Below are 25,310 nucleotides of genomic sequence, written 5' to 3' on the forward strand. Positions count from 1 at the left end.
GCAAATATTCTTACGAATTCATTGCCGATATTATAAAGTCCTTAAACTCTTTGGAAATCGGGATGAGGGTTTCATTGATCAAGATATCCCTAGAATTGATGGCTTCAATATGGTCTACATTAACAATATAGGATTTATGGGCCCTATAAAATTTTCCCCTGGGAAGTTTCTCCAAATAATCCTTGAGAGGAGAGCGTACCAAGAACTTTTTATCTACGGTATTTACTTCCAAGTACACATTATCGGCCTTTATATATTGGATATCCTCAAATTGGATCCGATAATATAGATGTTGTTTTTTTACAAATATGGAGTCTTTTAATACGGTATTGGAAATAACTTCGTCCTCTTCCTCCACCTTGGCATCATTGCCCGTTTTGGCTACACTGATAAAATTTGACAAAGCAATTTCAATGGCAGTGTATAAATCTTGTTGTTCAAAGGGTTTTACTAAATAGCCATTGGGTTTTACACTTTTTGCATTCTCAACGGTAGCCCTGTCCGAATTGGATGTAACAAATATAAAGGGGATATCGTAGTTATCCCGGATGTGCTTCCCAAGGTCTATCCCGGTCTTATCCGAAGCCAAGATAATATCTATCAGAACTAGATCTACCTCCTTGGTTTTTAAGACCTCCACCGCTTGCTCGTAAACAATTACATTGTCTACTATGGCATAGCCAATTTCCTCCAACATGGACTGCATGTCATCGGCTATGATCACATTGTCCTCTACTATAAGTATTCTAATTGGTTGTTCCAAAGTTTCTGGTTTTTGTATGGTTAGTTTTTTAAAAATACTAAAAAATATTGAAGCTAAGGTAAAATATGATCGCTACCAAAAAGGTACTCAGCGCCAATTTTTTTAGTTCAGGATCTAATAATACGGTGTTCTTCACCCTCCGCATCCGTATTAAATGTATAAATATAGGTATAAATGCCAATAAATGTAAGGTATTTAGCCAATTGTCATAATGCAGCATGGTATAGATAAGCATGCAAACAAAACTAACTACCACCAATAAGCTGTGGTATATTTTTCCATTCCTTATGCCCATTTTCACGATTACCGTATTTTTCTTAGCCAACATATCGGACCGGTAATCCCTAAGGTTGTTTAAGTTTAACACTCCTGTGCTTAAAAGCCCTATGGTAATTGCAGGTAAAAAGGCAGACAGATAAATTTCCTTGGTATAAAGAAACATAGAACCCACTACGCCAATCAATCCAAAGAAAAGGAAAACAAAAACATCCCCTAGGCCTCGGTATCCATAAGCAGAATCCCCTACAGTATACCTAATGGCTGCCCAGATGCCAAAAGCTCCTAGCAATCCAAACAGTAGTATGTATTTAAGGTGTTCTAACCCAAAAGAAAAGTACAGGAGGGCAAGTACCAAGCCAATACAGATAAATATGGATATAATAATTCCACGTTTTAATTGCGCCCTAGTAAGGAGGCCACTCTGAAGTACCCTCTTGGGACCTACCCGATGTTCATTATCGGTTCCCTTTACTCCGTCCCCATAATCATTGGCAAAGTTGGATATAACCTGAAACCCTACAGTAGTTAAAACAGCAAATATGAAGATACGCCAGTCAAAAGCACCATACATGCTTGCTATGGCCGTACCCACAATAATCCCCGATAACGAAAGCGGAAGGGTTCTTAACCGCGCCGCATTCAGCCAAGCTTTTGATTTCTGCAAATTAGTAGGGATCTTCTATTTCTATTCGTTTTCCATCTCGGTAAGATGCCACAAAAGCATCTTCAAAACCCATCTTTACCAATTGATACCTAAAAGAACGGGCTTCTTCCAAGGTTTCAAAATTCCCCAAGGAGTAAGAGTAGAAAGAATTGGTTTTCGCAAAGATCGTATTTCCTATGGTCTTAGACGCTAGGGCAAGATTATTGTCCACAAAAGATTTCACCTGTACGGAGTATATCTTCTCCTTTTCCAAAAATTTCTTGGCCAAATAAAACTCCTTAACCAAGCTAAGTTCTTGGTTCTTTTGGGTCAAATTATTTATTCTTTCCTTAATTACCTCCAAACTGTCTATGGAAACAAGTAGGTTGTGGTTGTTGTATTGGCGCTCTAGGTTAGCCGATTTTACAATACCGGCGTTATATGAGAAAACAGCCAAGGAAACGAGGAAAAAAAGAACGGTAATACTACCAAAAATATTCCTTTGGATTTTACTGCGCCTCAATTCCTTGTTTTTAAATTTAATTTGATCTAATAAACGCTCGTTAATTAATTGAGCCTTATCAATGTCTTTATGCAATTCCAGTAAATCGCTTTCTTCGATGAATGGCATTGAAGTATTAATTTAGGGGTGAATACTTAACTATAACACAAAATAGGCATGTACTAATTTTATTAAACATACTGTTGTAAAAATAACCTAATTAGTATTAAAACAGGGACATACCTGCAATATAATTTTTTAAAATCTGTCGTTTCTAACTACACGAAATAAGCAAAGGGAGAAGTTTGTTTTGACTATTCCTGGCAAAAGGTATTTCCCTCCTTTGGGCCCTAACCAGCTTCCCACCCTTTTATACCAAACGTATCCCGTCTGTACCAATTTCTATTTTACGCTCTTTATAAAGTACTCCTATCCCTTTTTTAAAGGTTTTTTTACTCATTTGAAGTACGCGTTTAATATCTTCTGGAGCAGATTTATCATGGAGCTCAAGATAACCGCCATAGGCTTTTAACTTATCATAAATTAAATTGGCGGCCGGCTCCAAGCTTTTGTAACCTATAGGTTGCAGGGACACATCTATCTTATTGTCGGGCCTAATGAGTTTAATATACCCGTTAATTTGATCGCCAATGGATATTTTTTTAAACACTTCATTGGCATATACCAATCCTTTGTGGCTATCATTTATAATTACCTCCCATCCTAGATCGGTAGCTCTAGTGACTGTAAGCGCTACCTTTTCCTCTTCCTCTACGGTAAGGGTATCATTAGACAAGAATTTATCCAATTTATTGGAAGCCACCAGTCTATTGGTCTTTTCATCCAAATAACAATATACCACATACCATTGGCCTTCTTGCATTTTATTTCGCTGCTCACGGAAAGGAACCAACAAGTGTTTTTCCAAGCCCCAATCCATAAATGCCCCGTATTCATTTACCTCAGCTACCTGAAGCAAACGAAACTGATTTACCATTATATAGGGTTCCAAGGTAGTAGCTACAATTCGCTCCTCGTGATCGAGATAGCAGAAGACTTCTAAAAAATCACCGATCTCAAATTCTTCCGGAACATATTTGTTGGGCAACAACACATCATTTCCTTCTTCATCTCCCAAAAAAAGACCTACGGTAGTATCTCTTAATATTTCTAATTTACTATATTTTCCTAATGCTATCATGCTGCAAAAATACACTTTAAAAGAATCCCAATAAAAAAAAGCCGCTCTTTTTAAAAAGCGACTTATATTGTCTAGTTTACTTTTGTTTATTTGTTATAAACAGACTCCTTCTTAAAGTGTTTGGCAAGCATATAGTATACAACTGCTCTATACTTACTTCGCTCCGAGGAGCCGTATCGCTCCATCACAGCATTTATCCCTTCCATTAATTTGGGACCATCCTGTAAACCGAGCTTTTTAATTAGAAAGTTGTTCTTTACCGTTGCCAATTCCTTATCATCCGAGCCAGAAACTTTTGACGCATCCACGTTGTAAATGGAGGGTCCTAACCCTATGGCAACCTTGGTCAATAGATCCATATCCGGAGTCTCTCCAAATTTATCCTTTATATGCTCAGCATATTTTGCAATCAGTTCGTCTCTTTTACTCATAATCTAATTTGTTGGTTTGTAATTTATTTCTTGCTGTAAGATATAAAATCAAAATAACCCAACAAAATTTCATCGTTCAATAATCTTGGAGTTTTAATTTCCATAATTTTTGGCCTGTCGGATTCTTTATAAAAATCGTCCAACGCTAAAACCAACGATGCTTCATCCGAAACGGATATAAAATTAAATTGGTGTGTTTTGGCAATAAGGGATAGGTCTAATTGCTGCGTAGTTTCAAAAAAGGTTTCAAAATTATCGGATTTATCCCTCCCTGGCAGAATTCGAAAGATTCCTCCCCCCTGATTATTGATCACTATTATCCTAAAATCTGATCGCACATATTTTATCCATAAGGCATTGCTATCATATAAAAAACTAAGGTCGCCAGAGACCAGGAGGGTTGGACTTTCTGTATGCAGGGCCGCCCCTATAGCCGTAGAGGTACTGCCTTCTATGCCACTGGTTCCACGATTGCAGAAAACCTTTATGGAAGGATCTAAATCGAATAACTGGGCATATCGGATGGCAGAACTATTGCCCAACTGCAAGTTGTAGTTTTTAGGAACACGCTTCATAAGGTGGTGAAAGGCCAGCATATCACTAAATGGAATTTGATGGACATACGCCTCCCTTTTGGCAACATACCAATCCTTGGCTTTAGACCAATAGTTGCGATAGGTACTTTGGGTGCTAGCCCCTGGGGATCCTAATTCTCCTAGAAACCTATTGGGAGCTGTTTTAAAATGCTGGGTTAGACTAAAAAATGTATCCGGTGCCTTTTGGACATCTATATGCCAATGCTCTTTTGGTCCGTAGTTACGGAGAAAAGCCTTGACTTTCTTGGAAACTATTAGCCCTCCAAAGGTTAGCAAAATCTCTGGTTGCAATTGCTGAAAGAGTTCTTGCCTATCCGGGGATTTTTCTATGGGTGCTATTAAACTATCTATACTTGGGAAAAACTGAGGGTGGTTTAAATTAGAGGTACATTCGGTTAAAACAATCACCGATGGGTCCGAAGCCAGTAGCTCCAAATATTTAGAATCTACCGAATTTGGGAAATTAACCCCTACCAATACTAATTTACGCTTTGCATCCTTCCACATAGCCATGCAGGCCGCTAGCTTTTCGCTGTTAAAGCTGTGATCTACCACCCTAGGAAGGTTCACTTTGGGGAGCAAAGTAGGTTCCTTGGTAAACTCATATAAGGGCTCCTCAAAGGGAACATTGATATGTACCGGACTGTTTTGGGTGCAGGCAATATTTAGGGCCTTGTCTAAGGCAGCCTCATTAAAGGCCTGTACCGCTTGCTGCGCCTCCTCTACACTGCTTCCTTCCAAACTAGCCAGATCGTATTTTTGTACCTGGTCCGTTGCATGCGACACGTCTAGTTTTAAGTTGGCACCATAGGCAATATGATTTTTATAAACATTTTCTTGCCTAATGGTCTGTCCGTCCCCAATATCTACTTTAAACGGGGGCCTATCTGCAGAAATGACCACCAAAGGAATATCGCTATAAAACGCTTCCGAAACAGCGGGATAGTAATTTAACAAGGCACTACCAGAAGTACAAAGTACTACTGCCGGCTCTTGAAGCTGTTGGGCAATTCCCAAAGCGAAGAAGGCAGCACTGCGCTCATCAACAACGCTATAGCAATTAAAAAAAGGGTCTTCCGAAAATCCAATCGTAAGCGGGGCATTTCTAGACCCTGGGGAGATGATGATGTTTTTAATACCTCTTGCCTTGCAATGGTAAACCACGGTCTGGGAGGATGGAATAATAGAGTATTTCATTGACACAAAAATACAATCTCCACTTAATTAATACCAATCCTAGTTCCCAATAAATTTAACGGCCCACTATATTGAGCATAGTGCGACTCTTATCGCAGGTTTCTTTCCATTCCTTTTCCGGATCGGAATCTAGGGTGATGCCACCTCCCACGTAGATAGTGAGTTGCTTCTCCTCCATTTTCATACATCGTAAGTTCACATAAAGCGAGGTTCTTTTCTTTATGGTTCTATAGGCCCTATGTTCTTGATTTCTTCTTCTCTCTGGCCGATTTACTTCTTCCACTAGGTTTAACTCGCCCAAAAAACCAGTGTAAAATTCTCGGTGATACCCTTCATGCTTTAAAATAAAATCCTTGGACTTTAATTTAGGGAGGCCACATACCGCTGGGGTGGGATGCAAGGAAAGGATTATTTCGCCCAAATTGCTCTCGTTGTTCAATCTTCCTGAGATAGCAGTCTTTAAATGCCATAATTCACCTGCACGAGAACTGCTGGTCTCGGAAACAGTTAGGGCGACTACCTTCCCTTCTAATGAATCTTTAATAAATTGGGTAACCATCCGCTGTTCTTCCAACTCTTTGGCACCCCAATTTGGCTCCTCCTCCCCATTACTTTTCATGGTGCCTGCCAGTGACATGGTCCTGAGCATTCGGTTTTCCACTTCCAATAACATTTCTGGAGTTGCACCCAACCACATCCCTACTTTTGGGTGATACCACATATAACAGTACGCAGTAGGATATTGCGATAAAATATTCTGGAATAATTCTATCGGTTTTTGAGAGGCTTGCACTTCCACCTGCCTAGAGAACACCACCTTTTCTAACTGACCGGTTGCAATTTCATCTATACCTTTCTGGACCAAGTCCATATGGATGCCCTTGGTTGATGCATCTTCTTCTCCCCTTTGCGGCATCGCAGTTCCCGCCGTCTGTTTGGGAAACACAGGTTCAGAAAAGTAGGCGTCGTTTTTTAATAGAATGGCCTTTTCGTTTGAATTGAAAGGGGCAAAAACAAAACCGCTTTCCTCATAATCTACTACATGATGTAGTTCCGAATTATTTTGCAGGAGTAAATTGACCCTTTCCTCTTGTGGCTTTCTATAAGCCACAAAGGGCAACTCATCTACATATTGCTGGGATAATCGGTCCAATAAATTCAAAGACATATTATTCTCTCGGTAATGCTATGGTGGTTAATTTACAAATAGAGACCAGATTTTCTTCCTCATCAGTCACCTTAATATCCCAAACTTGGGTGGTACGTCCCTTATGAAGGAGTATTGCTTTAGCAAATACGGTTCCCTCCCTTACACTTTTCACATGGTTGGCCGAGATTTCCACTCCCCGAACAAAAAACTTCTCGGGATCCAGAAAAATATAAGAAGCAGCACTACCCACGCTTTCCGCCAAGGCAACGGTGGCCCCTCCGTGTAAAACCCCATCGGGCTGATGAACCATTGGAGTAACTGGCATTTTAGCTACCAGAAAATTATCTCCCAACTCTATATATTCAATTCCCAAAGTTTCCATTAGGGTACCTTTGCATATTTCGTTGCAAATCTGAAGTTTTTTCGCCCGCTGTTCTTCCATGAAGTATTTTTTTGTAAAATTAAGCATTAGAAAATCAATTAAGAGCAACCTTTAATCCCTATTTAACACTTATGCCCTTCCAAGAAAAAGAAGTCACCTATACCAGTACCAACACTTACCTTACCCTAAATACCTTTAGCGATAACACCAAAAATGTGTGGATTGTATTGCACGGAATTGGTTTTCTAAGCAGGTATTTCATAAATTACTTTAAGGGTCTCCCTGAAAATGAAAATTACATTATTGCACCCCAGGCGCCCTCCAAGTATTACCTAGGCAACAATTACAAGCACGTAGGTGCTAGCTGGCTCACCAAGGAGAAAACCACCCTGGAAACGGGGAATGTACTCCGATATTTAGATCAAGTGCTGATAAACGAACAAGTTCCCGAAGATTGTCGGCTTATTGTTCTAGGATTTTCACAAGGAGTCTCCGTAGCAACGAGGTGGGTTGCCAAAAGCAAAATACCCTGCAACGAGCTTATCCTATATGCAGGAGGTATTCCTGCAGAACTCAGCCCTGAGGATTTTGAGTTTCTAATGCCCTCCAACCCAGAGATTAAAATTGTAGTGGGAGATAGTGACCAATTTCTTAGTCCGGAGCGGATGGCTAAGGAACATTTAAGGATAGAATCCCTTTTTAAGGGAAAGGCAAAGCTTGTCCCTTTTGAAGGAGGACATGAGGTGAAAAGAACGGTTATTAACCAGCTAATCCAATAAAGGCATGCACCGAATACTAAAAGAAGTTTTTTTTAGGGTTAACTAAGACCCACAGAAGAGGCTTAGGGTTACCGTTAGTTCCTCCTGTACTAATTAGGCGGCACTGGTATTTCTTATTTGGATGGAAGGTAAGGACGTCCTAGCATTCCCTAAAAATCACAATATTTCTTTTTGCTTATGGTGATAAAATACAGCTTTTGAAAGGTCTAATACAAGGGTTTTTCAACTGTTAAAATAGGGGTATTATCCCATATGCTTACTTATTTTTTTGTACCTTAAGTCATCCCCCAAATGCAATAAAGACAGACGTTCAGTCTTTTTTTATTTCAGCCTATTCCTTGATTTTAATTAGGTTAAAGAATTCAACTTTATTTAAACCAAATAGATGAATTTAAAAAGAGCCACACCATTTTATAAGGCCTTGCGAAACAATCTTCTTTTTTCTGAAATAAGGGAGGAATCCTTACTAGATTTACTTGCCATTGCCTCGCCTCAGAAATGGCCTGCAAAGACCTGTATTTTGCACACAGACCAAGCCATACATAGATTTTACATTATACTATCTGGAATGGTGAAGGCCTATGACTACGATTCTTCCAACAATAGGGAAGTAATACTATCCATACTTAGCCAGAACGATGTGCTAAATGTATGCTCGCTAATTAGCGAAGGAAATACCCATCTATTTTATGAGACCCTGGCCCCTACCCAAGTCCTGTATATCCCAGTAAAACAAATGCGCGAATGGACCTACCACAATCCCGCAGTTTTTAAGCAGATATTGGTCTATGTTCTTAAAAAAATGGAGCATCTAGAAGATGTGGCGTCGGATATGTGCTTAAAAGACACCTCAACCAGATTGGCTAAACTTTTGCTACAATTAACCAATAAATCTACCAGTAAAATAGAATTGATCAATGGATTTACCCATGATCAACTGGCTGCCTTAATTGGAACTACAAGAGCGGTCTTAAACAGACATCTTCAGGAATTTAAGGAAGAGGGGATATTGCACATCAAAAGAAAACAGATAGAAATTATAGATCCTTCCCTCCTATCCCGTAAGATAAGCACATTCCCTATAAAGTAGCCTTCCACCAATAGTGATGCGTTAATGTTTTGATAAAGCGTAGGTCTGTGCTACCTAGGTAGCATTAAAAAATAGCCTAAAACGTTAATTTTAAGTACTATTAATCAATAAATTCATCAATCATGAAAAAATCACTTTTATTACTGGCAATGGGCTGTCTGGTCACTGTTGGGTTCTCGCAAACCAATGGAAATGACAAAGAAGAACAGGGAAAGGAAGTTAAATTGGAAGGGGTTACCATTACCCCTATGTACAACTTTACGTATCACAGTAAGGTAAGCAACGAATCTACGCCAGAGTATGTACAAAACCTACAAAAAGAAGTTGCTAATTACGACGTAACCGAAGACCCTAATTTCAATGGGGATTTTGACGATTTCAGAGTTATCTTCTCTCAAACCAATGGTAGAATAATCGCCACTTATGATAACAATGGAAAAGTAATTTCCACTTTTGAGAAATTTAAAGATGTTACCCCTCCGGCACCAGTTAGAGATAAACTTCATCAGCTGTATCCGGGATGGCTTATCCACAAGGATATTTATAGAGTAACCTATTTTGAAGATAAGGGAGCAACAAAATTCTATCAATTACAGATTAGAAGTGATAACGATAGAAAAAATATAAAAGTTGACGAAGAAGGGAATATTCTATAAGCTTTAAATTTACTAGCTACGGATTGTCTTAAAGCTAATAGGTAGAGGTCATCAATCATGCCTCCACCTATTCTCTAAACGCAAAAAGATACACTTAACAATCTAAGTGTGAAATGAGGAAAGCGTACTCAGCAAAGGATTATCCACTAGTATAGAATACCTAATTAAAATAGGTATTAGAGAGATCTCCACTATGTTTCAATCAACAAAGCGGAGATCTTTTATTTGTAGTTACTTCCTTTAAAATGCCTATTTAGGGGTAATTTATTCTGTTTTCTCCGCAGGGTAATACGTTATTCTACGGGTAACATAGGTATTGTCTGGGGTAACAATTTTTTTCACCCAATTCCCGTTTTCCCCATCGTACTGATAATGGTAGTTTTTTACGGTTTCCCTATTATTCTTAACCGTTCTTACCGACTTTACATCCCCACGGGAGTTGTACTCATAATAGATTCTTTCGGTGGGGAGATAGTCGTTATTCTTTTTATTGAAGGAAAGTTTAACCTCCGTCACCAAAGTGTCTAATGGGATATAGATTTGCTCAAGGGCCCTATACGGCTCCCCTTCCATAAACTCTTTAGTCAAAATCCTTATCCTTTGGTTTTTTTCCTTGTCCTTAATAGCTGAAGTGTGGATAGATTTTAAAACCACATCGTTTAAATAATGGGTTTCGGTAGACGCTTCTGTACCCTCTTCATAGCTTATGGTTGTTTCATCTATGCCACTTCGGTTGGTTCTTTTAATGGAAATCAGTTTCCCCTGCTCGTCATACCCATATTCGTATAAATCTAAAAATTCCTTATTATAAGAAAGGATTTTCTCCGTTATTCTCATGTTTCCAATGGTATCCACTCTAAAGACATGGGCTAAGGAAGTATTCCTAACAAATTCGCCGTCCCTATAATTTTCAACGCGCTTTTCCAGTAGTTGACCATCTCTCAAGGTATAAAGGGTAATATCATAATCTTCATCATTATACCGGGTTACCGACTTGGTAAGTAGGCCCTCTCTGTTAAATTCGTACTCCTCCTTCCCATAGTTGGTAAATACCAAACAGGATTTAACAGCTCCCTTTAAATTATAATCCTGCAACCTAAACACTTCCAATTCCTGAGCCCTAAGACTCTCAAAGGAAAGCAGTGCCAGCGTATAAAAAACTCCAGAAATAAAAATTGTCAAGTATTTTTTTACCATACTACAAAACTAGCTATATAATGTCATTAATAAAACAAAAAAGCAAACCCATAATAGCATTGAACATCCCCAAATATATGCAGTTTAGAGATTTATTAATAATCGATTTGGATCGCTTTTCGTCATGACTTCAGTAGACTGAAATCGTTCTAAATTAGAACTAGTTTTATAATTTCAACATCCATTTAATGGAATGTAGCGTATATTAGCCTAGTAACCCCCGCTACATCCTCCTGATCTTGAGGCATCTTTACCGTGTTTGTCACGGTAGGAATGACCAAAGGTGATTTAAGCTTTTTCCCAAAAATTAGGGGAGTGTGGTGTATTGTGAAAATGAACCATATGAAGAAAAATAGACTTAAATGTATATTAATAGACGATTCGGCCATCCAAAGACGCAGCATTTCCAAGCTGATAAGTAAAAATATCCGTCTCGATTTATTGGGAGAGTTTGAAAATGCCCAAGTAGCCAAGGATTATCTTGAGCAACACGAAGTAGATTTAATTTTCTTGGATATTGAAATGCCTTTGGTAAGCGGATTTGACCTCTTGGAGTCCTTGGAAGAAAAACCACAAATCATCGTAATTTCATCTAGTGCAGAGCACGCTTTAAAGGCTTTTGATTATAATGTTACGGATTATTTAAAAAAGCCATTGGACAAAAACAGGCTCAATGATGCCGTAAAAAAGGCTCTCCAAAACCATCAGCTAGAACTTACCGACAAAACCGCACCAGAATCCATTTATATCACCCACCAACTAAAGAAAACCCAACTGGTTTTAAATGAGATTCTTTGGGTAGAGGCTTATGGCGATTATATCAAGATTTTCTGTAAGGAAAAACGACTTCTTATTCTTTCAACCATGAAGTCCTTTGCCCAGCAATTACCTGCAGATAAATTTTTACGCATTCATAAATCCTATATAGTCAATCTAGAAAAAATAGAGGAGTACAATGGTTCTAGCGTAGTTATTCAAGAAAAGTCAATTCCTTTAAGCAGACATAAAAAAGAGTTATTACAGCAGGCATTATTGAATAAAGACTAAACTATTTATGATCCACTTTTAGATTCTTGGAAGAAGATATACACCTAAGATTTCCGCTAATCTAGTAGGGCAATTAAGGGAGTATTTCATAAGGGTAAGCTTTGTAGTTTGTGAAAATTAAGACGCTACAGACCGTCATACTAGTATAGGGTAGGTTATTAAGTTGGTTAGGGTCTGTTTAGTAATACTATCCTTATCGGTTAACAAGAGTCTTATGGTTATTGCCCAATAATTTTTTACCTTTACGCCGATGGGTAAATTATTTTCTTTAGCACTATCGATCTTGCTTTTTGTCCAAAGCCTTCACATGGATATGGTGAACATTGTACAACTACAAGATTTTTTCTCCCACGCCCAGTTCCATAAAGAGAAATATGGGGATAACTTGATCGATTTTGTTTCCAAGCATTATGGATCCCAAAAAGTGCAGCATCATTTGGAGCACCAAGAGGAGCATAAAGATCATGAGCGACTTCCCTTAAACCATCAACCTTGTATATATGCCGCTACGGCCTTTGTTTTATGCGAGACTTCAATTAAAATACCAAAAACACCCCCTGCCATAGATACTATGTCTGGCTTTTTTTATCAAGAATCCTACGAAGAGATAACGAATACCAATATCTTTCAGCCTCCCAAACACGCATAATTCATTTCAGGCATCCTTTTTTAAATCGCGCTATACACCCATAGCTCGTAAATCTTTTATATATGAATTATGCTATCCAAAATTATTCAATTCAGTTTAAAGAATAAGTTACTTGTTCTTTTACTCACCTTATTTATTATCGGTTTTGGACTCTATTCCATTACCCAGATTCCTATTGGTGCCGTCCCAGACATTACCAATAACCAAGTACAGGTAATCACAACCTCTAAAAATTTATCCACCCAAGATATGGAACAGTTTATTACCTATCCGGTGGAGTTGGAAATGGCCAATTTACCCGGAGTGGTAGAAATACGGTCAATCTCTAGATTTGGACTTTCGGTAGTCACCATCGTTTTTGAGGAAAAAATGGGCACTTATTTGCCCCGGCAGCTAATCTCCGAAAAGCTACTATCCGCTTCCGAAAAAATCCCCGAAGGCTTTGGCACCCCGGAAATGGGCCCCATTACCACCGGTTTGGGTGAAATATATCAGTATATCTTGGATACTAAACCAGGATATAAGGACAAATACTCTCTAATGGAACTTAGAACCATTCAAGATTGGGTGGTAAAAAGACAGCTTTCTGGAATACCCGGTGTTGTGGAAGTGAATACCTGGGGTGGTCATCTAAAACAATATGAAGTGGCCATCAACACCAATAAGTTGCATGCCATGAATATTTCCATTGGCGATATTTTTACGGCCTTGGAAAAGAACAACAGCGTTTCTGGGGGTGGGTATATAGAGAAAGTTAATCAGTCTTATTTTATACGTGGCGAAGGACTTATCTCCTCTTTAGAAGACATAAGAAATATCGCAACTAAAACCACCAATTCTCTTCCAATTTATATTAAGGATGTTGCTGAAGTTGGTTTTGGTAGCGCCACACGCTTTGGAGCCATCACCGGGAACGGCGAGGGCGAAAAGGTATTGGGGCAGATTATGATGCTAAAAGATGCCGATTCCAAAAAAGTGATCGATGCAGTTCACGAACGAATTAATATAATTTCGGAATCCTTGCCAGAAGGCGTCTATATCAACGGTTTTTTGGATAGGAGCGAACTTATTGAGAAAACCACCTATACGATTTCTGAAAACCTCATCTTGGGGTGTTTAATCGTAATTTTTGTGGTGGTTATATTGTTGGGTAATCTCCGCTCTGGATTGGTAGTAGCATCCGTGATTCCCCTTTGTTTATTGTTTGCACTTTCCATGATGTACCTATTTAATGTAGATGCCAACCTTATGAGCTTAGGTGCAATAGATTTTGGGATAATCATAGACGGGGCGGTGATCATTGTGGAATACATCGCCTATCAAATGACCACAAATAGACACGAGCTGACTACTATTGCCCTAGGTAAAAGACAGGAATTAAGAAACAAGATCACCTTTCAAGGTGCTTCTAAAATGATGAATTCGGCCATATTTGGACAATTGATTATTCTTATTGTCTTTATTCCCATTCTATCGCTTAGTGGCGTAGAAGGTAAAATGTTTAAACCCATGGCACTTACTTTTAGTTTTGCTTTGCTGGGTGCCATGTTACTATGCTTTACCTATGTGCCGGTAGCTGCCTCCTTATGGATTAAGCCCTCCGACACCTCTCCTAAAAATATATCCGTAAGGTTAATGGCATTACTAAACAGGGCCTACGATCCGGTCATTAAATGGGCTTTACATCAGAAAAAGGTGGTATTGGGAATTTCTGCACTACTCCTGGCAGCTTCCATTTACCTATTCACCACCATGGGAGGCGAATTTGTCCCTACCTTGGATGAAGGCGACTTTGTAATTCAACCTGTATTAAAAACGGGAACCTCCTTAAGTAAAACTGTTGAGATTACTACAAAAATAGAACAGATACTATTGGAGAATTTTCCAGAAGTAAATCAGGTGATTACCAGAATTGGCGCCGCAGAAGTCCCAACAGACCCCATGTCTATGGAAGAAAGTGATGTCATTATTACCCTTAATCCCAAAAAAGAATGGGTTTCTGCCGAAACTAAGGATGAATTGGCCGATAAATTTAAGGAAGCATTATCCGTAATCCCCGGGATGGAAGTAGAATTTACCCAGCCTATCGAAATGCGATTTAACGAATTAATCACCGGTGTACGTGCCGATATCGCCATAAAGATATTTGGGGAGGATTTAAGCATTCTACAAAGCAAGGGGAATGAAATAAAAAACCTGATTCAAAATGTAGAGGGTGCCGCGGATATCATCGTTGAAAAAGTGGAGGGACTACCACAAATGAACGTGAAATTTGATCGGCCCAAAATCGCCAGATATGGTCTTAATATTGCAGACCTCAACCAGATCATATCTATGGGATTCGCTGGGACAAGTCTAGGAAGTGTTTTTGAGGGTGAAAAGCGATTCGATCTAACACTCAGATTGGATAAAACAAGCAGAAAGGACATCTCTAATCTTAAAAATCTTTACGTAGATACCCCCACCGGCCAAAAAATTCCCTTGAGTGAACTTGCCACTATTACGTATACCCAAGGAGCAGCTCAAATATCTAGGGACGATACCAAACGAAGGATTGTAGTGGGTGTAAATGTACGGAACCGGGATCTGCAATCTGTAGTAGACGATGTGCAAGACCTTATAGATGCCAATATAAAGTTGCCCGTAGGGTATACCATAGATTATGGAGGGCAATTTGAAAATCTACAGAGTGCCAAAAACCGATTATTAATAGCGGTTCCAGTGGCCTTATTCCTCATTTTTATATTGCTCTATTTTGCTTTTAAATCGGTAAAAGACGCACTGTTAATCTATTCGGCAATTCCATTATCGGCCGTTGGAGGTATTTTTCTTCTATGGATTAGGGATATGCCTTTTAGCATCTCTGCAGGGGTTGGCTTTATAGCACTTTTTGGAATCGCCGTGTTAAACGGAATTGTACTAATAGAACATTTCAAGGAATTAAAACAGCAAGGTATGGAATATTCGGACCAACTTATTATACAAGGATCTAAGGATAGGTTGCGGGCAGTATTGCTTACTGCCTCTGCAGCAGCATTGGGATTCTTACCAATGGCCATCTCCACAAATGTTGGAGCAGAAGTACAACGACCCTTGGCCACGGTAGTCATTGGCGGACTAATTAGTGCTACCCTATTAACGCTTGTAGTTCTTCCTATCTTATACTCCCTATTTCACAGAAAGGATAAGCATGACGCAAATAATAGAAAAACCAACATTAAACTTCCTAGCACCCTATTGCTACTATTGATTAGCACTGGATTTATACACGCACAGGAACAGGGATTAAGCTATGAGGATATACACGCACTAGCGCTTAAGAATAATGCCAGTCTTAAAGCAGCAGATCTAAGGACACAAGAGTCTAAGGCCTTGATAGGTAGCGCCTTTAATTTTGACAAAACAGAAGTGTACTACCACTACGATCAAAATAATATGGCTTTTAATAACAAGCCCTTAAAAGTATTCGGCATTCAACAAAATTTCATGTTTCCCACGGTGTACTTTGCCGAAAAAGGCGTAAACAAGGCCCATTATAGAATAGAAAATAGTGCGTATGATATAAAACGGCTTCTTTTGCAACAAGAGGTAGCCGCTGCCTACCACGAGCTCCAATACGCCAGACAAAAAGAAAAAGTCTATAGTGAGCTAAACGCTATTTATGAACGGTTTTCACATGCCGCCCAACGTAAATTTGAACTTGGCGAGAGCAACTACCTGGAAAAAATAACCGCTCAGGCCAAACAAAAAGAACTACAGGCCCTATTTAAAAAAGCTGTTGAAGATTCTAAAATAGCCCTGTACGAACTGTCTAAAATGGTGCAAGCAGACACCCTGTTTTCTGTAAGGAGCACGCCTATGGAGAAATTAAAATTACAGCCTTCCCCAATAGAAGATAATGCAGGAATACGGTTTTTTGAAAATAGAAATAAACTATTTCGTGCCAAGCGCAATCTAGAACAACAGCATTTGTTACCCGATTTAAGTATTAACTATTTTCAGGGTACCAATGCCACCTTGGGGGAAAACCTCTATGGCTTTCAGGTAGGGGTAAAAATCCCTTTGTTCTTTAATGGTAATGCCTCCAAAATTAAGGCGTCTAAAATAGCCAAAGAGGTGGCAAGCACAGAAATGGAAGATTACACCATACGTCTCAGGGCGAAATATGAAACCCTAATGGGCCAATTAAACAAATACAGCGAAGTACTTTCCTATTATGAGACCGAAGGGCAAGGACTTGCAGATGAAATTATTAAAACAGCGACCTTGAGTTATCAAAGTGGGGAAATAGATTTTTTTCAATACATCCAAAGTATGGAAAATGGGTATCAGATTAATCTCAGTTACCTAGAGAACCTCAATGCCTACAATCAGACCATCATCGCCATTAATTACCTAAACCTATAAAAAAACTACTATGTTAAGTGTACCATATAAACTTATTGCCACTTCCCTGCTGCTTATCCTTACGGCATGTGGAAACAAGAACAACAAAAATAATCTCCCTACCCCTGAAGAAGCTGAGGCCCAGGCCGAGACCTCCATTAGGGTAACCAAAGCACAGTTTGAAGGAGAGAATATGCTATTGGGAAGTTTGGTTGAAAAAGAATTTCCGAAGCTGGTAGAAGTTAGGGGAAGCATAGACGTGCCGCCTCAAAACATGGCTATTATAAGCGCTTTTATAGGGGGTTATATAAAAGAAACTCCCTTATTGGTTGGCGATAAAGTAAAAAAAGGAGAACCCTTGCTGAGCTTGGAAAATCCGATGTTTATTGAATTACAGCAAGAATACATGGAATCTGTAGAGCAGCTTGTCTACCTTAAATCGGAATTTGAGAGGCAACAATCCCTCTTAAAGGAAAAGATCACCTCCCAAAAGAATTTTTTAAGGGCAGAAAGCGAGTACAAGCGAAATTTAGCATTATACAAGGGCCTGCGGAAAAAGCTGCAAATGCTGAACATTTCACCCGATAAGGTAGAAAATGGAAATATAGTCTCCCAAGTAACCATCTTTGCCCCTATAGCAGGGAACATAACCGAGGTGAATGTTAGTCCAGGACAATATGTTGCGCCTTCCGATGAAATTATGGAGATAATAAATACCGATCATATTCATTTAGAATTATCGGTATTTGAAAAGGACATCATGGAAATTAAAAAGGGGCAAAACATACAATTTAAGATTCCCGAAGCCTCTAATCAAATATACAACGCAGAGGTATACCTGGTAGGTACTTCCATTGATATGGAAAATAGGACGGTTAGGGTCCATGGACATCTACCCGAAGGAGAAAGCCACTCTTTTGCTGTTGGTATGTTTGTAGAGGCAGGTATCATAACAAACAGTAAGCAACTTAAAGGAATATTGAACGATGGTATTATATCCGTTGCTAACGATCATTATGTTTTGGTCTTGGTGGCCGAAGACCAGGAAGGCTATACTTTTGAGGCCAAAGAGGTTGCCATAGGTGATAGTTATAATGGGTTTACTGCCATAACCAATTGGGGCGATGTAAAGGATAGTGATAGGCTACTTGTGAAGGGCGGCTTTAATTTAATCGGGGAAATTGGGGAATGACCATTAATTCCGCCTAAACTGATTAGACAACATATAAACCCATATAGAAAATAATTTCATAACGGATAAAAATGACAAGGGTGGTTTACCTTTTCCCTTAAAGCTGTTCTGCTTACCGCCCTTAAGCCTTAAAACTTCCGATCTGGGGAGAAACCACTAATATCCATACCTGTCTTTTTATCCGAGATGATTTCCGATACCAATTTTCCGGTGGCCGGCCCTAGGCTCCACCCCATCATGGCATGCCCGGTGGCAAAGGTTAGATTATCTATATGTTTAGATCTCCCAATATAGGGCAGTCCGTCCGGGGATATAGGCCGTAGCCCACTCTCGGCAGCTTCCTTTTCTTCTTGATTGATCTTAATATCGGGGTAATACCTAGAAGTGGCATCGGCGATGGCTGCTACCCGCTCTTTTCTAATCACTGAGTTGATCCCAGAAAACTCCATAGTTCCCGCAAACCTAGTGTAATTGGTCATAGGGGTAACCGCCACCTTAGACTCCATAAGAATAGCCGGGATGGTAATTCCGGTAGGTCTGTGCACATTGATCCTATACCCTTTCCCTGCCTGTAAGGGCAGTTTAATATTTAATTTTTTAGAAAGATTTTCACTCCATGTTCCAGAGGCCAGCACCACCTCATCTACCGCATAGGTATCCTTATCGGTAATTACTTGGTCTATTTTTCCGTTGGCAAACTGGAAATTTATCACCTCCTCATGGGGTTTTATTTGCACGCCCACCTCCTTTAAGCGAGCAATCATTTTCTCCATAAATTCCGTAGGCGTGGTATGTCCGTCACATTCGTAGTGTATAGCCCCCTTTACATCCATGGTTACATTAGGTTGCAGCGCATCTAACCCTTGCTTATCCAAAAACTGTACTTCCAATCCTAGGGAAGCGGCTTTATTGGCCACTTGCATTTCATGATCGCCTTCCTTGTCTGTTTTATAAAGCATTAAAAGGCCTTTTCTCTCCAACTGGAAATCCCCTAAATCGCCCGAATTTTTTATATCCGTAAAAAGCTCCCTACTCATTATGTTGATTTCTTTGATCCAGGGACCGGCCACTTCCACTTTTTCCTTGGTAGAAGAACGATGAAAATACCAAGACCACTTAATAAAGTCTTTATCCCAACGCGGCTTCATATAAAAGGGACTGGTAGGATTAAACATCCATTTAATCCCTTTAGAGATCATCCCTGGGGAAGCCAAGGGAATGATATGACTGGGGGTGATATAGCCTGCATTTACATGGGATGCTCCCGATTTCATGTCCGACTTATCCAAAACGGTAACCTGATGCCCCTCTTTTTGCAGAAAATACGCTGAACAGAGTCCGGCAATACCTCCACCAACGATCAATACATTTTTTTCCATATTACAAAACTTGAAATCCGTGGGCATAAGGATCCTCATCATCAATTATGATGGTATTATATCCATATACTTTTGCCCACCCTTTAATACTAGGGGTAATTGCTTTTATTCCGTTTATAGAGGTTTCTTTCTCTATAATCCCCGTAAATTGAGACCCAATATAACTCTCATGGACAAAAGGTTCGCCCAACTTTAATTTTCCTTTGGCATGCCATTGCGCCATCCTTGCCGATGTACCAGTACCACAGGGAGATCTATCAATTGCCTTATCGCCATAAAACACCGCGTTCCTAGCAGTAGCCGAGGCACTTAAGGTTTTACCTGTCCATTGAATATGGCTTAGTCCCCTTATGGTATCGTTTTCTGGATGAACAAATTTATCTGGGTATTTTAGATTGATTTTTTTCCGTATTTCTTGACTATAGCCAATTAATTGGCCTGCTGAATACTCCTGAATACCTTGAAAGTTTTTTTGGGGATCTACAATTGCATAAAAGTTGCCCCCATAGGCTACATCAAAAACCAATTCTCCCAATCCCGAGCAATCTATAGTAAGTTCGGAAGCAGCTAGATAGGATTTTACATTGGTCAACTGTACCCAATCTACCTTTGTTCCTGTTTGTTGGTACCTGATCTTTACCAATCCTGCCGGAGTTTCCAATTTGATGGTTCCTGGCGTTTTGGGCGATAATAAGCCTTCCTCTATCCCTATAGTAATAGAACCAATAGTACCATGGCCACACATGGGCAGGCATCCACTAGTCTCCAAAAAAAGGATGCCACAATCGTTCTCGGGATCTTGTGGGGGATAAAATATACTCCCGCTCATCATGTCGTGCCCCCTGGGCTCAAACATAAGTCCTTTCCTTATCCAATCGTATTCCCGTAAAAAATGTTGTCGTTTTTCACTCATGGAATTCCCATGAAGCTGCGGACCGCCACCTGCCACAACCCTAACTGGGTTTCCACAGGTATGCGCATCAACACAAAAGAATGTTTTTCGTGCCATTAAACCTTAGATATTACGATCCGTATTTTCTCCATTTACCAGCCTCATAATCCCTAACACATTGTTATTTTGCAATGCCTGGGGCAATAGATCCTCTGGCCAGCTTTGGAAAGATACCGGTCTCACCCATCGTTTTATGGCCGAGGTCCCTACCGAAGTAAATCGGCTATCCGTGGAAGCGGGAAAGGGTCCACCGTGCATCATAGACGGGCAGACCTCTACCCCTGTTGGGACTCCATTGAATATAATACGCCCTACCCGCTGCATCAAAGCATTGGGCAGCTCTGGGAAATTTTTTAATTCTTCTTCCGTACCCAAGATGGTTCCAGTAAGTTGCCCTTCTAACGCACCAATAACTTGGAGCAATTCCTCTTGGTCCGTACAGCTTACCACTATAGAGAATGGACCAAAGACCTCCCGGTGAAGGATAGGATTTTCTAGAAATGTGCTTGCTTCTACGGTAACTACACTTTGGGCCGCATAATTAGGGGGAGTATCCCCTTTAAAATCGGCAATTTGCTTCGTATTGGCCTGGGAAGATAATTCCTGTTTCCCTTCTAGGTAGCCTTCATAAATATTGGGATGAAGCATACACGCGGGCTCAATTTTTTCTATTTCCTTGGATAGCTTGTTTACAAAATTGGAAAATTCCGTTCCTTTTATCCCCAGTATCAACCCAGGGTTGGTACAAAATTGTCCTGCTCCCAAAGTAATGGAGTTTGCGTATTGGGCAGACCAATAAGCTCCCTTTTCTTCCAAGGCTTTCGGCAAGGCCACTACGGGGTTGATACTACCCATCTCGGCAAAAACAGGAATGGGTTCCTTTCGCTGATTAGCTAGGCGATATAGTGCCATGCCCCCATTGATACTTCCTGTAAAGCCAACACCTTTAATTTTAGGGTGCATGGTTAATAGTTGGCCCACGGTAACATCACTACTATTTAGATTGGAAAAAACACCATCTGGCATATTCGTGGCCTTTGCGGCCTTAATGATGGCAGATGCCACCAGTTCTCCGGTACCAGCATGCATAGGGTGACTCTTAACAATTACCGGGCAACCTGCTGCTAAGGCACTGGCGGTATCTCCACCTGCCGTGGAAAATGCCAATGGAAAGTTACTAGATCCAAAGACCGCAATTGGCCCTATGGGCATCAACATGCTACGCAGATCTACCTTGGGAAGCGGTTCCCTTTTTGGCAAGGCCGTATCGATGGTTGCCTCTACCCAGGAACCTTCCATTAACAAGGTGGCAAACGCCCTTAATTGGCCCATGGTTCTACCGCGCTCCCCCCTAGCCCTGCCTTCCGGCAATCCAGACTCTTGCGTATACACGGTAATCAATTCCTCTCCCAAGGCCTCTATTTCATCGGCAATGGTATTTAAAAAACTGGCCCGTTGGCTGTGTGAAAGTTTACTATAAGAATTGAAGGCCTTAGATGCTTTTTCAACTGCAGCCTCAATTTCTTCATGGTTGGCTTCATAAAAAGTCCATTCCGTGGGAATATTGAGTTTAGGGTTAAACGTGTGATAGGTTTTATCACCTTTCCCTGACTGCGCTTCCCCTATATAGTTCTTTCCTGTAATCATTTTTTAATTGCTGTTTAATTAACCAACTGCTACCAAGTAGATTTTCTAGCACTAATGTAACATTTTAACCTAGCTTATAAAAGGCAGTGTTAAATTATGATACTAGAAGTCTATGACCCCAAAAGAGTATTCTTATAATTGTGGAAGTGTAGGCCTATTTTTAACCCCATCCTCGATAATTTTCAATACCCGTTTCCTCTCGTCCCCGGATAGTGGCAGTCTGGGGGCACGGACTATTTCCGTTCCCAATCCCGTAGCCACCTCTGCCAATTTAATATTTTGAACAAGTTGTGGGGTAATATCCAACTCCAACAAGGGCAAAAACCATCGGTAAATGGCAAGGGCTTCCTCAATTCTTCCGGCTTTTGCTAATTTATAAATAGCTACTGTCTCTGCGGGAAAAGCACACACCAAACCGGCAACCCAACCATCGGCCCCCATAAGTATACTCTCTAAACCTAAGGTGTCTACTCCAGTAAGCACCTTTAATCGGTCTCCAAAACGATTTTTTATTCGGGTTATATTTGAAATATCGCGCGTAGATTCTTTAACGGCTTGAATATTGGGGATAGTCAGTAATTCTTCAAACATATCCAAAGTAACCTCAATACCATAATCCACGGGATTATTATATACCATAATGGGCAGGTCCGTACTTTTGGCAATCGCCTTATAATAGGTAACGGTTTCCAAATCGTTTGCTTTATAGCGCATGGGTGGGAGCACCATTAATCCACTAGCCCCATATTTCTCTGCTTTATGTGCAGCTTCAATGGCGCCTTTGGTTGTTTGTTCTGCAATATTGATTATAACCGGCACCTTACCGCTTACCATCCTTACAGTTTCCAGAACCAATGTTTTCTTTTCCTCATCCAAAAGGGTACTGGCTTCGCCAAGGGTACCTCCCAGAATTATTCCGTTAACGCCCGCTTTTAGCTGCGCCTGGATATTTAGCTCGAACATTTTTAAATCCAAGCTGTCCTCCTCTGTAAACTTGGTAGTCACTGCGGGCATTACCCCTTCCCATTTTATTTCCATAAGTTAAAGTTTAATTGGTCCTTAAATGTAATTCATTCAATATCAACAACACAAGAGTTTTTTAGAGAAATATAAGGGGAGATAACCCAATACTAATCGCAGTAGCCCCTGCACGGTATGTAACAGGATCCCTCTGATACCCATTTAGTATTTTAGGGTACCTAGTTACCCCCCTTTTACCGTAAACGATCTATAAGGCATAATCCTTTCCAGTTTTCTAATAATACTACATAAGTATCCCTTTTATTTTACCTATTTTTGACAAATTCAGAATCTATTAATATTAATATCACACAATGAAAAGAATTTTGTTTGTTGCGCTAGGACTCACCATGGCGTGCAATTCATCGCAAAAGACCGTTTCCAAGCAAGCGGTAGAACCGTTGGAAAACGTGGACCCCTTTAGCTATGCGGAGACCATTACGGAATCGGAATTAAAAGAGCATCTCTACATTTATGCTTCAGACGAGTTTGAAGGAAGAGATACCGGAACACCTGGACAAAAGAAAGCGGTAGAATATATAAAGGCTGAATATGTTAAAATGGGAATTCCTGCAGCCAAGGAAGATGGAAACTATTATCAAGACGTGCCCTTAACCATTAACAAGTTACCTACAGGAGGTATTTCTATTAATGGAAAGGAATATGCGAATGGAGAAGGTATCCTTAGCTTTACACAAGCAATGGGTAATTATGACCAGATTGTATATGTAAACCATGGAATAGAGGATGAAAACTACTCGGATTATACTGGATTGGACGTTGCAGGTAAAATTGTTTTGATGAAGGCAGGGGAGCCTGTTGATGCACAAGGCAACTACCTTGTTTCCGGGACTACCGAGAAATCTGTATGGAGCAATATGTCCGAGTCCATTGGTAAGCGAATGGAGTTGGCACAAGACAAAGGTGCCTTGGGTGTAATTTACTTTGACACGGACAACTACGGCCGCTTTAAGAATAGGTATAACCATATGAAAGCTAATGATAGCGGCCGTATGGGTCTTAAGGCAGACAACAATGAGAATTTCTTTTACTTATTGGTAGACAGCTCTATAGCTAATGCCTTATTGCCAAATATTCTAGAGGAAAATTCCTCCAAGACCATTGCCACCCAATTGGTTTTAAATATTGAGAGCAGCAATGAGGATGTACAATCTGAAAATGTGGTAGCAATCATCGAAGGATCGGAGAAGCCGAACGAATACATTGTTATCTCTTCCCACTTAGACCACGTAGGTGTTAACAAGGAAGGGGAAATTTTTAACGGGGCAGACGATGATGGTTCTGGAACGGTTGGTATGATAGAAATAGCACAGGCTTTTAAAGCGGCTGCAGATGCTGGCCACGGTCCTAAGAGATCCATTGTATTTTTACACGTTACCGCAGAAGAAAAAGGATTGTTGGGATCTAGATATTATACAGACCACGACCCAATATTTCCATTGTCTGAAACCGTAGCAAACTTAAATATTGATATGATAGGTAGAATAGACCCTAAAAGAACAGGGGATAGAAATTACATCTATCTAATTGGAGCCGATAAGTTAAGTACTGAACTTCATGATATTTCCGAGGCGGTAAACCAAAAGTATATGAATATTGAGCTAGATTACACCTATAATGATGACAACGATCCCAATCGTTTCTACTATAGAAGTGACCACTACAACTTTGCTAAGCACAATATTCCAATTATATTTTATTTCAACGGAACCCATGACGACTATCACAGACCAGGGGATACTCCAGACAAAATTAACTACGACCTCTTGGAAAACAGAACCAGGTTGGTATTCCTTACCGCTTGGGAGTTAGCCAATAGGGATGCTAGAATTGTGGTAGACAAGGCAGCTAAATAAAGGATAGTTTTTTTAAGTTGATTTTTCAAGAAATATCAACTACCAACGGGGAACATAAAATATTTTTTGTTCCCCGTTTTTAATTAGACACCGATGTTCATCAACTAGTGATAGGCACAACCATTACTTCCTAAGGTACAGGATTGGCGGTATTTCCAGAGCGAACTAATTCAACTTTTGCTCCCCTACAGCCCCAATTACCACGTTGAACATCGTAATTCTCGCCAACTTAATTTCAAGATTTTATAAGATAGTCTTAATTTAGCTTGATTGTATTTGAGAGCGATTACCTCTT

Annotated in this window: 21 protein-coding genes; 8 read left to right on the top strand and 13 right to left on the bottom strand. The window is 40.0% G+C overall.

What is annotated here, in order from left to right:
- Positions 1–10: 10 nt before the first annotated feature.
- From BV214_RS11405 to BV214_RS11440, 8 genes are all read right to left on the bottom strand, one after another.
- On the bottom strand, positions 11–763 hold the full coding sequence (locus BV214_RS11405; RefSeq protein ID WP_086477636.1) for a LytR/AlgR family response regulator transcription factor: 753 nt from the start codon (positions 761–763) through the stop codon (positions 11–13).
- Positions 764–800: 37 nt separating this feature from the next.
- Positions 801–1,706 carry a 1,4-dihydroxy-2-naphthoate octaprenyltransferase gene (menA, locus tag BV214_RS11410; RefSeq protein WP_086477637.1) on the bottom strand — a complete coding sequence of 302 codons (906 nt, stop codon included), beginning with the start codon at positions 1,704–1,706 and terminating at the stop codon, positions 801–803.
- Position 1,707: 1 nt separating this feature from the next.
- The gene (locus tag BV214_RS11415) at positions 1,708–2,316 is read right to left on the bottom strand and encodes an SPOR domain-containing protein (RefSeq protein WP_086477638.1); all 609 of its coding nucleotides are present in this window, start codon (positions 2,314–2,316) and stop codon (positions 1,708–1,710) included.
- A 241-nt stretch (positions 2,317–2,557) separates the two neighbouring features.
- Positions 2,558–3,388, bottom strand: a complete 831-nt coding sequence (locus BV214_RS11420; protein WP_086477639.1) for a CvfB family protein — start codon at positions 3,386–3,388, stop codon at positions 2,558–2,560.
- 86 nt (positions 3,389–3,474) lie between these two features.
- A complete protein-coding gene (locus BV214_RS11425) occupies positions 3,475–3,819 on the bottom strand; it encodes a DUF2853 family protein (RefSeq protein WP_086477640.1) in 345 nt (114 codons plus the stop codon).
- Positions 3,820–3,842: 23 nt separating this feature from the next.
- Entirely contained in the window at positions 3,843–5,612 is a 1,770-nt protein-coding gene (menD, locus tag BV214_RS11430; protein ID WP_086477641.1) for a 2-succinyl-5-enolpyruvyl-6-hydroxy-3-cyclohexene-1-carboxylic-acid synthase, read from the bottom strand.
- Between the two features lie 55 nt (positions 5,613–5,667).
- Complete coding sequence (locus tag BV214_RS11435; RefSeq protein WP_086477642.1) at positions 5,668–6,780, bottom strand: chorismate-binding protein; 1,113 nt, start codon at positions 6,778–6,780, stop codon at positions 5,668–5,670.
- A 1-nt stretch (position 6,781) separates the two neighbouring features.
- Complete coding sequence (locus BV214_RS11440) at positions 6,782–7,204, bottom strand: PaaI family thioesterase (protein WP_086477661.1); 423 nt, start codon at positions 7,202–7,204, stop codon at positions 6,782–6,784.
- 71 nt (positions 7,205–7,275) lie between these two features.
- Here BV214_RS11440 and BV214_RS11445 point away from each other — a divergent pair, with 71 nt between their 5' ends.
- The 3 genes from BV214_RS11445 (at position 7,276) to BV214_RS11455 (ending at position 9,669) form a co-directional block, all read left to right on the top strand.
- Positions 7,276–7,923: an alpha/beta hydrolase gene (locus tag BV214_RS11445; protein ID WP_086477643.1), complete on the top strand. Its 648-nt coding sequence runs from the start codon at positions 7,276–7,278 to the stop codon at positions 7,921–7,923.
- Positions 7,924–8,308: 385 nt separating this feature from the next.
- Entirely contained in the window at positions 8,309–9,013 is a 705-nt protein-coding gene (locus BV214_RS11450) for a Crp/Fnr family transcriptional regulator (RefSeq protein ID WP_086477644.1), read from the top strand.
- A gap of 122 nt (positions 9,014–9,135) precedes the next feature.
- On the top strand, positions 9,136–9,669 hold the full coding sequence (locus tag BV214_RS11455) for a hypothetical protein (protein ID WP_086477645.1): 534 nt from the start codon (positions 9,136–9,138) through the stop codon (positions 9,667–9,669).
- 264 nt (positions 9,670–9,933) lie between these two features.
- On the opposite strand, the gene BV214_RS11460 is transcribed toward BV214_RS11455, so the two are convergent.
- Positions 9,934–10,851, bottom strand: a complete 918-nt coding sequence (locus tag BV214_RS11460) for a hypothetical protein (protein ID WP_223883403.1) — start codon at positions 10,849–10,851, stop codon at positions 9,934–9,936.
- Between the two features lie 357 nt (positions 10,852–11,208).
- Here BV214_RS11460 and BV214_RS11465 point away from each other — a divergent pair, with 357 nt between their 5' ends.
- The 4 genes from BV214_RS11465 (at position 11,209) to BV214_RS11480 (ending at position 18,140) form a co-directional block, all read left to right on the top strand.
- Positions 11,209–11,913, top strand: a complete 705-nt coding sequence (locus BV214_RS11465; RefSeq protein ID WP_086477662.1) for a LytR/AlgR family response regulator transcription factor — start codon at positions 11,209–11,211, stop codon at positions 11,911–11,913.
- 250 nt (positions 11,914–12,163) lie between these two features.
- Positions 12,164–12,562: a hypothetical protein gene (locus BV214_RS11470; RefSeq protein WP_086477647.1), complete on the top strand. Its 399-nt coding sequence runs from the start codon at positions 12,164–12,166 to the stop codon at positions 12,560–12,562.
- A gap of 69 nt (positions 12,563–12,631) precedes the next feature.
- Positions 12,632–16,969 carry a CusA/CzcA family heavy metal efflux RND transporter gene (locus BV214_RS11475; RefSeq protein WP_086477648.1) on the top strand — a complete coding sequence of 1,446 codons (4,338 nt, stop codon included), beginning with the start codon at positions 12,632–12,634 and terminating at the stop codon, positions 16,967–16,969.
- Between the two features lie 10 nt (positions 16,970–16,979).
- Positions 16,980–18,140 (top strand): efflux RND transporter periplasmic adaptor subunit, encoded by a 1,161-nt coding sequence (locus BV214_RS11480; protein ID WP_086477649.1) that lies wholly within the window; start codon positions 16,980–16,982, stop codon positions 18,138–18,140.
- Between the two features lie 128 nt (positions 18,141–18,268).
- Here the strand turns inward: BV214_RS11480 and BV214_RS11485 are convergent, their stop codons facing one another.
- The 4 genes from BV214_RS11485 to BV214_RS11500 form a co-directional block, all read right to left on the bottom strand.
- Positions 18,269–19,519, bottom strand: a complete 1,251-nt coding sequence (locus BV214_RS11485; protein ID WP_086477650.1) for an NAD(P)/FAD-dependent oxidoreductase — start codon at positions 19,517–19,519, stop codon at positions 18,269–18,271.
- A 1-nt stretch (position 19,520) separates the two neighbouring features.
- A complete protein-coding gene (locus BV214_RS11490; RefSeq protein ID WP_086477651.1) occupies positions 19,521–20,528 on the bottom strand; it encodes a 4-hydroxyproline epimerase in 1,008 nt (335 codons plus the stop codon).
- Positions 20,529–20,534: 6 nt separating this feature from the next.
- Positions 20,535–22,118: an aldehyde dehydrogenase (NADP(+)) gene (locus BV214_RS11495; protein WP_086477652.1), complete on the bottom strand. Its 1,584-nt coding sequence runs from the start codon at positions 22,116–22,118 to the stop codon at positions 20,535–20,537.
- Positions 22,119–22,250: 132 nt separating this feature from the next.
- Complete coding sequence (locus BV214_RS11500; protein ID WP_086477653.1) at positions 22,251–23,156, bottom strand: dihydrodipicolinate synthase family protein; 906 nt, start codon at positions 23,154–23,156, stop codon at positions 22,251–22,253.
- A gap of 296 nt (positions 23,157–23,452) precedes the next feature.
- Between BV214_RS11500 and BV214_RS11505 the strand changes: the two genes are divergently transcribed.
- Positions 23,453–25,015: a M28 family peptidase gene (locus tag BV214_RS11505; RefSeq protein WP_086477654.1), complete on the top strand. Its 1,563-nt coding sequence runs from the start codon at positions 23,453–23,455 to the stop codon at positions 25,013–25,015.
- Positions 25,016–25,310: the final 295 nt, after the last annotated feature.

The sequence above is a fragment of the Arenibacter amylolyticus genome (assembly GCF_002150785.1).
Lineage (GTDB): Bacteria > Bacteroidota > Bacteroidia > Flavobacteriales > Flavobacteriaceae > Arenibacter > Arenibacter amylolyticus.

Excerpts from the sequence above, each read along its gene's own strand:
- BV214_RS11415 (WP_086477638.1), bottom strand. The coding sequence starts at position 2,316 with ATGCCATTCATCGAAGAAAGCGATTTACTGGAATTGCATAAAGACATT.
- BV214_RS11420 (WP_086477639.1), bottom strand. The coding sequence starts at position 3,388 with ATGATAGCATTAGGAAAATATAGTAAATTAGAAATATTAAGAGATACT.
- BV214_RS11425 (WP_086477640.1), bottom strand. The coding sequence starts at position 3,819 with ATGAGTAAAAGAGACGAACTGATTGCAAAATATGCTGAGCATATAAAG.
- menD (WP_086477641.1), bottom strand. The coding sequence starts at position 5,612 with ATGAAATACTCTATTATTCCATCCTCCCAGACCGTGGTTTACCATTGC.
- BV214_RS11435 (WP_086477642.1), bottom strand. The coding sequence starts at position 6,780 with ATGTCTTTGAATTTATTGGACCGATTATCCCAGCAATATGTAGATGAG.
- BV214_RS11440 (WP_086477661.1), bottom strand. The coding sequence starts at position 7,204 with ATGGAAGAACAGCGGGCGAAAAAACTTCAGATTTGCAACGAAATATGC.
- BV214_RS11445 (WP_086477643.1), top strand. The coding sequence starts at position 7,276 with ATGCCCTTCCAAGAAAAAGAAGTCACCTATACCAGTACCAACACTTAC.
- BV214_RS11450 (WP_086477644.1), top strand. The coding sequence starts at position 8,309 with ATGAATTTAAAAAGAGCCACACCATTTTATAAGGCCTTGCGAAACAAT.
- BV214_RS11455 (WP_086477645.1), top strand. The coding sequence starts at position 9,136 with ATGAAAAAATCACTTTTATTACTGGCAATGGGCTGTCTGGTCACTGTT.
- BV214_RS11465 (WP_086477662.1), top strand. The coding sequence starts at position 11,209 with ATGAAGAAAAATAGACTTAAATGTATATTAATAGACGATTCGGCCATC.
- BV214_RS11470 (WP_086477647.1), top strand. The coding sequence starts at position 12,164 with ATGGGTAAATTATTTTCTTTAGCACTATCGATCTTGCTTTTTGTCCAA.
- BV214_RS11475 (WP_086477648.1), top strand. The coding sequence starts at position 12,632 with ATGCTATCCAAAATTATTCAATTCAGTTTAAAGAATAAGTTACTTGTT.
- BV214_RS11480 (WP_086477649.1), top strand. The coding sequence starts at position 16,980 with ATGTTAAGTGTACCATATAAACTTATTGCCACTTCCCTGCTGCTTATC.
- BV214_RS11485 (WP_086477650.1), bottom strand. The coding sequence starts at position 19,519 with ATGGAAAAAAATGTATTGATCGTTGGTGGAGGTATTGCCGGACTCTGT.
- BV214_RS11490 (WP_086477651.1), bottom strand. The coding sequence starts at position 20,528 with ATGGCACGAAAAACATTCTTTTGTGTTGATGCGCATACCTGTGGAAAC.
- BV214_RS11495 (WP_086477652.1), bottom strand. The coding sequence starts at position 22,118 with ATGATTACAGGAAAGAACTATATAGGGGAAGCGCAGTCAGGGAAAGGT.
- BV214_RS11500 (WP_086477653.1), bottom strand. The coding sequence starts at position 23,156 with ATGGAAATAAAATGGGAAGGGGTAATGCCCGCAGTGACTACCAAGTTT.
- BV214_RS11505 (WP_086477654.1), top strand. The coding sequence starts at position 23,453 with ATGAAAAGAATTTTGTTTGTTGCGCTAGGACTCACCATGGCGTGCAAT.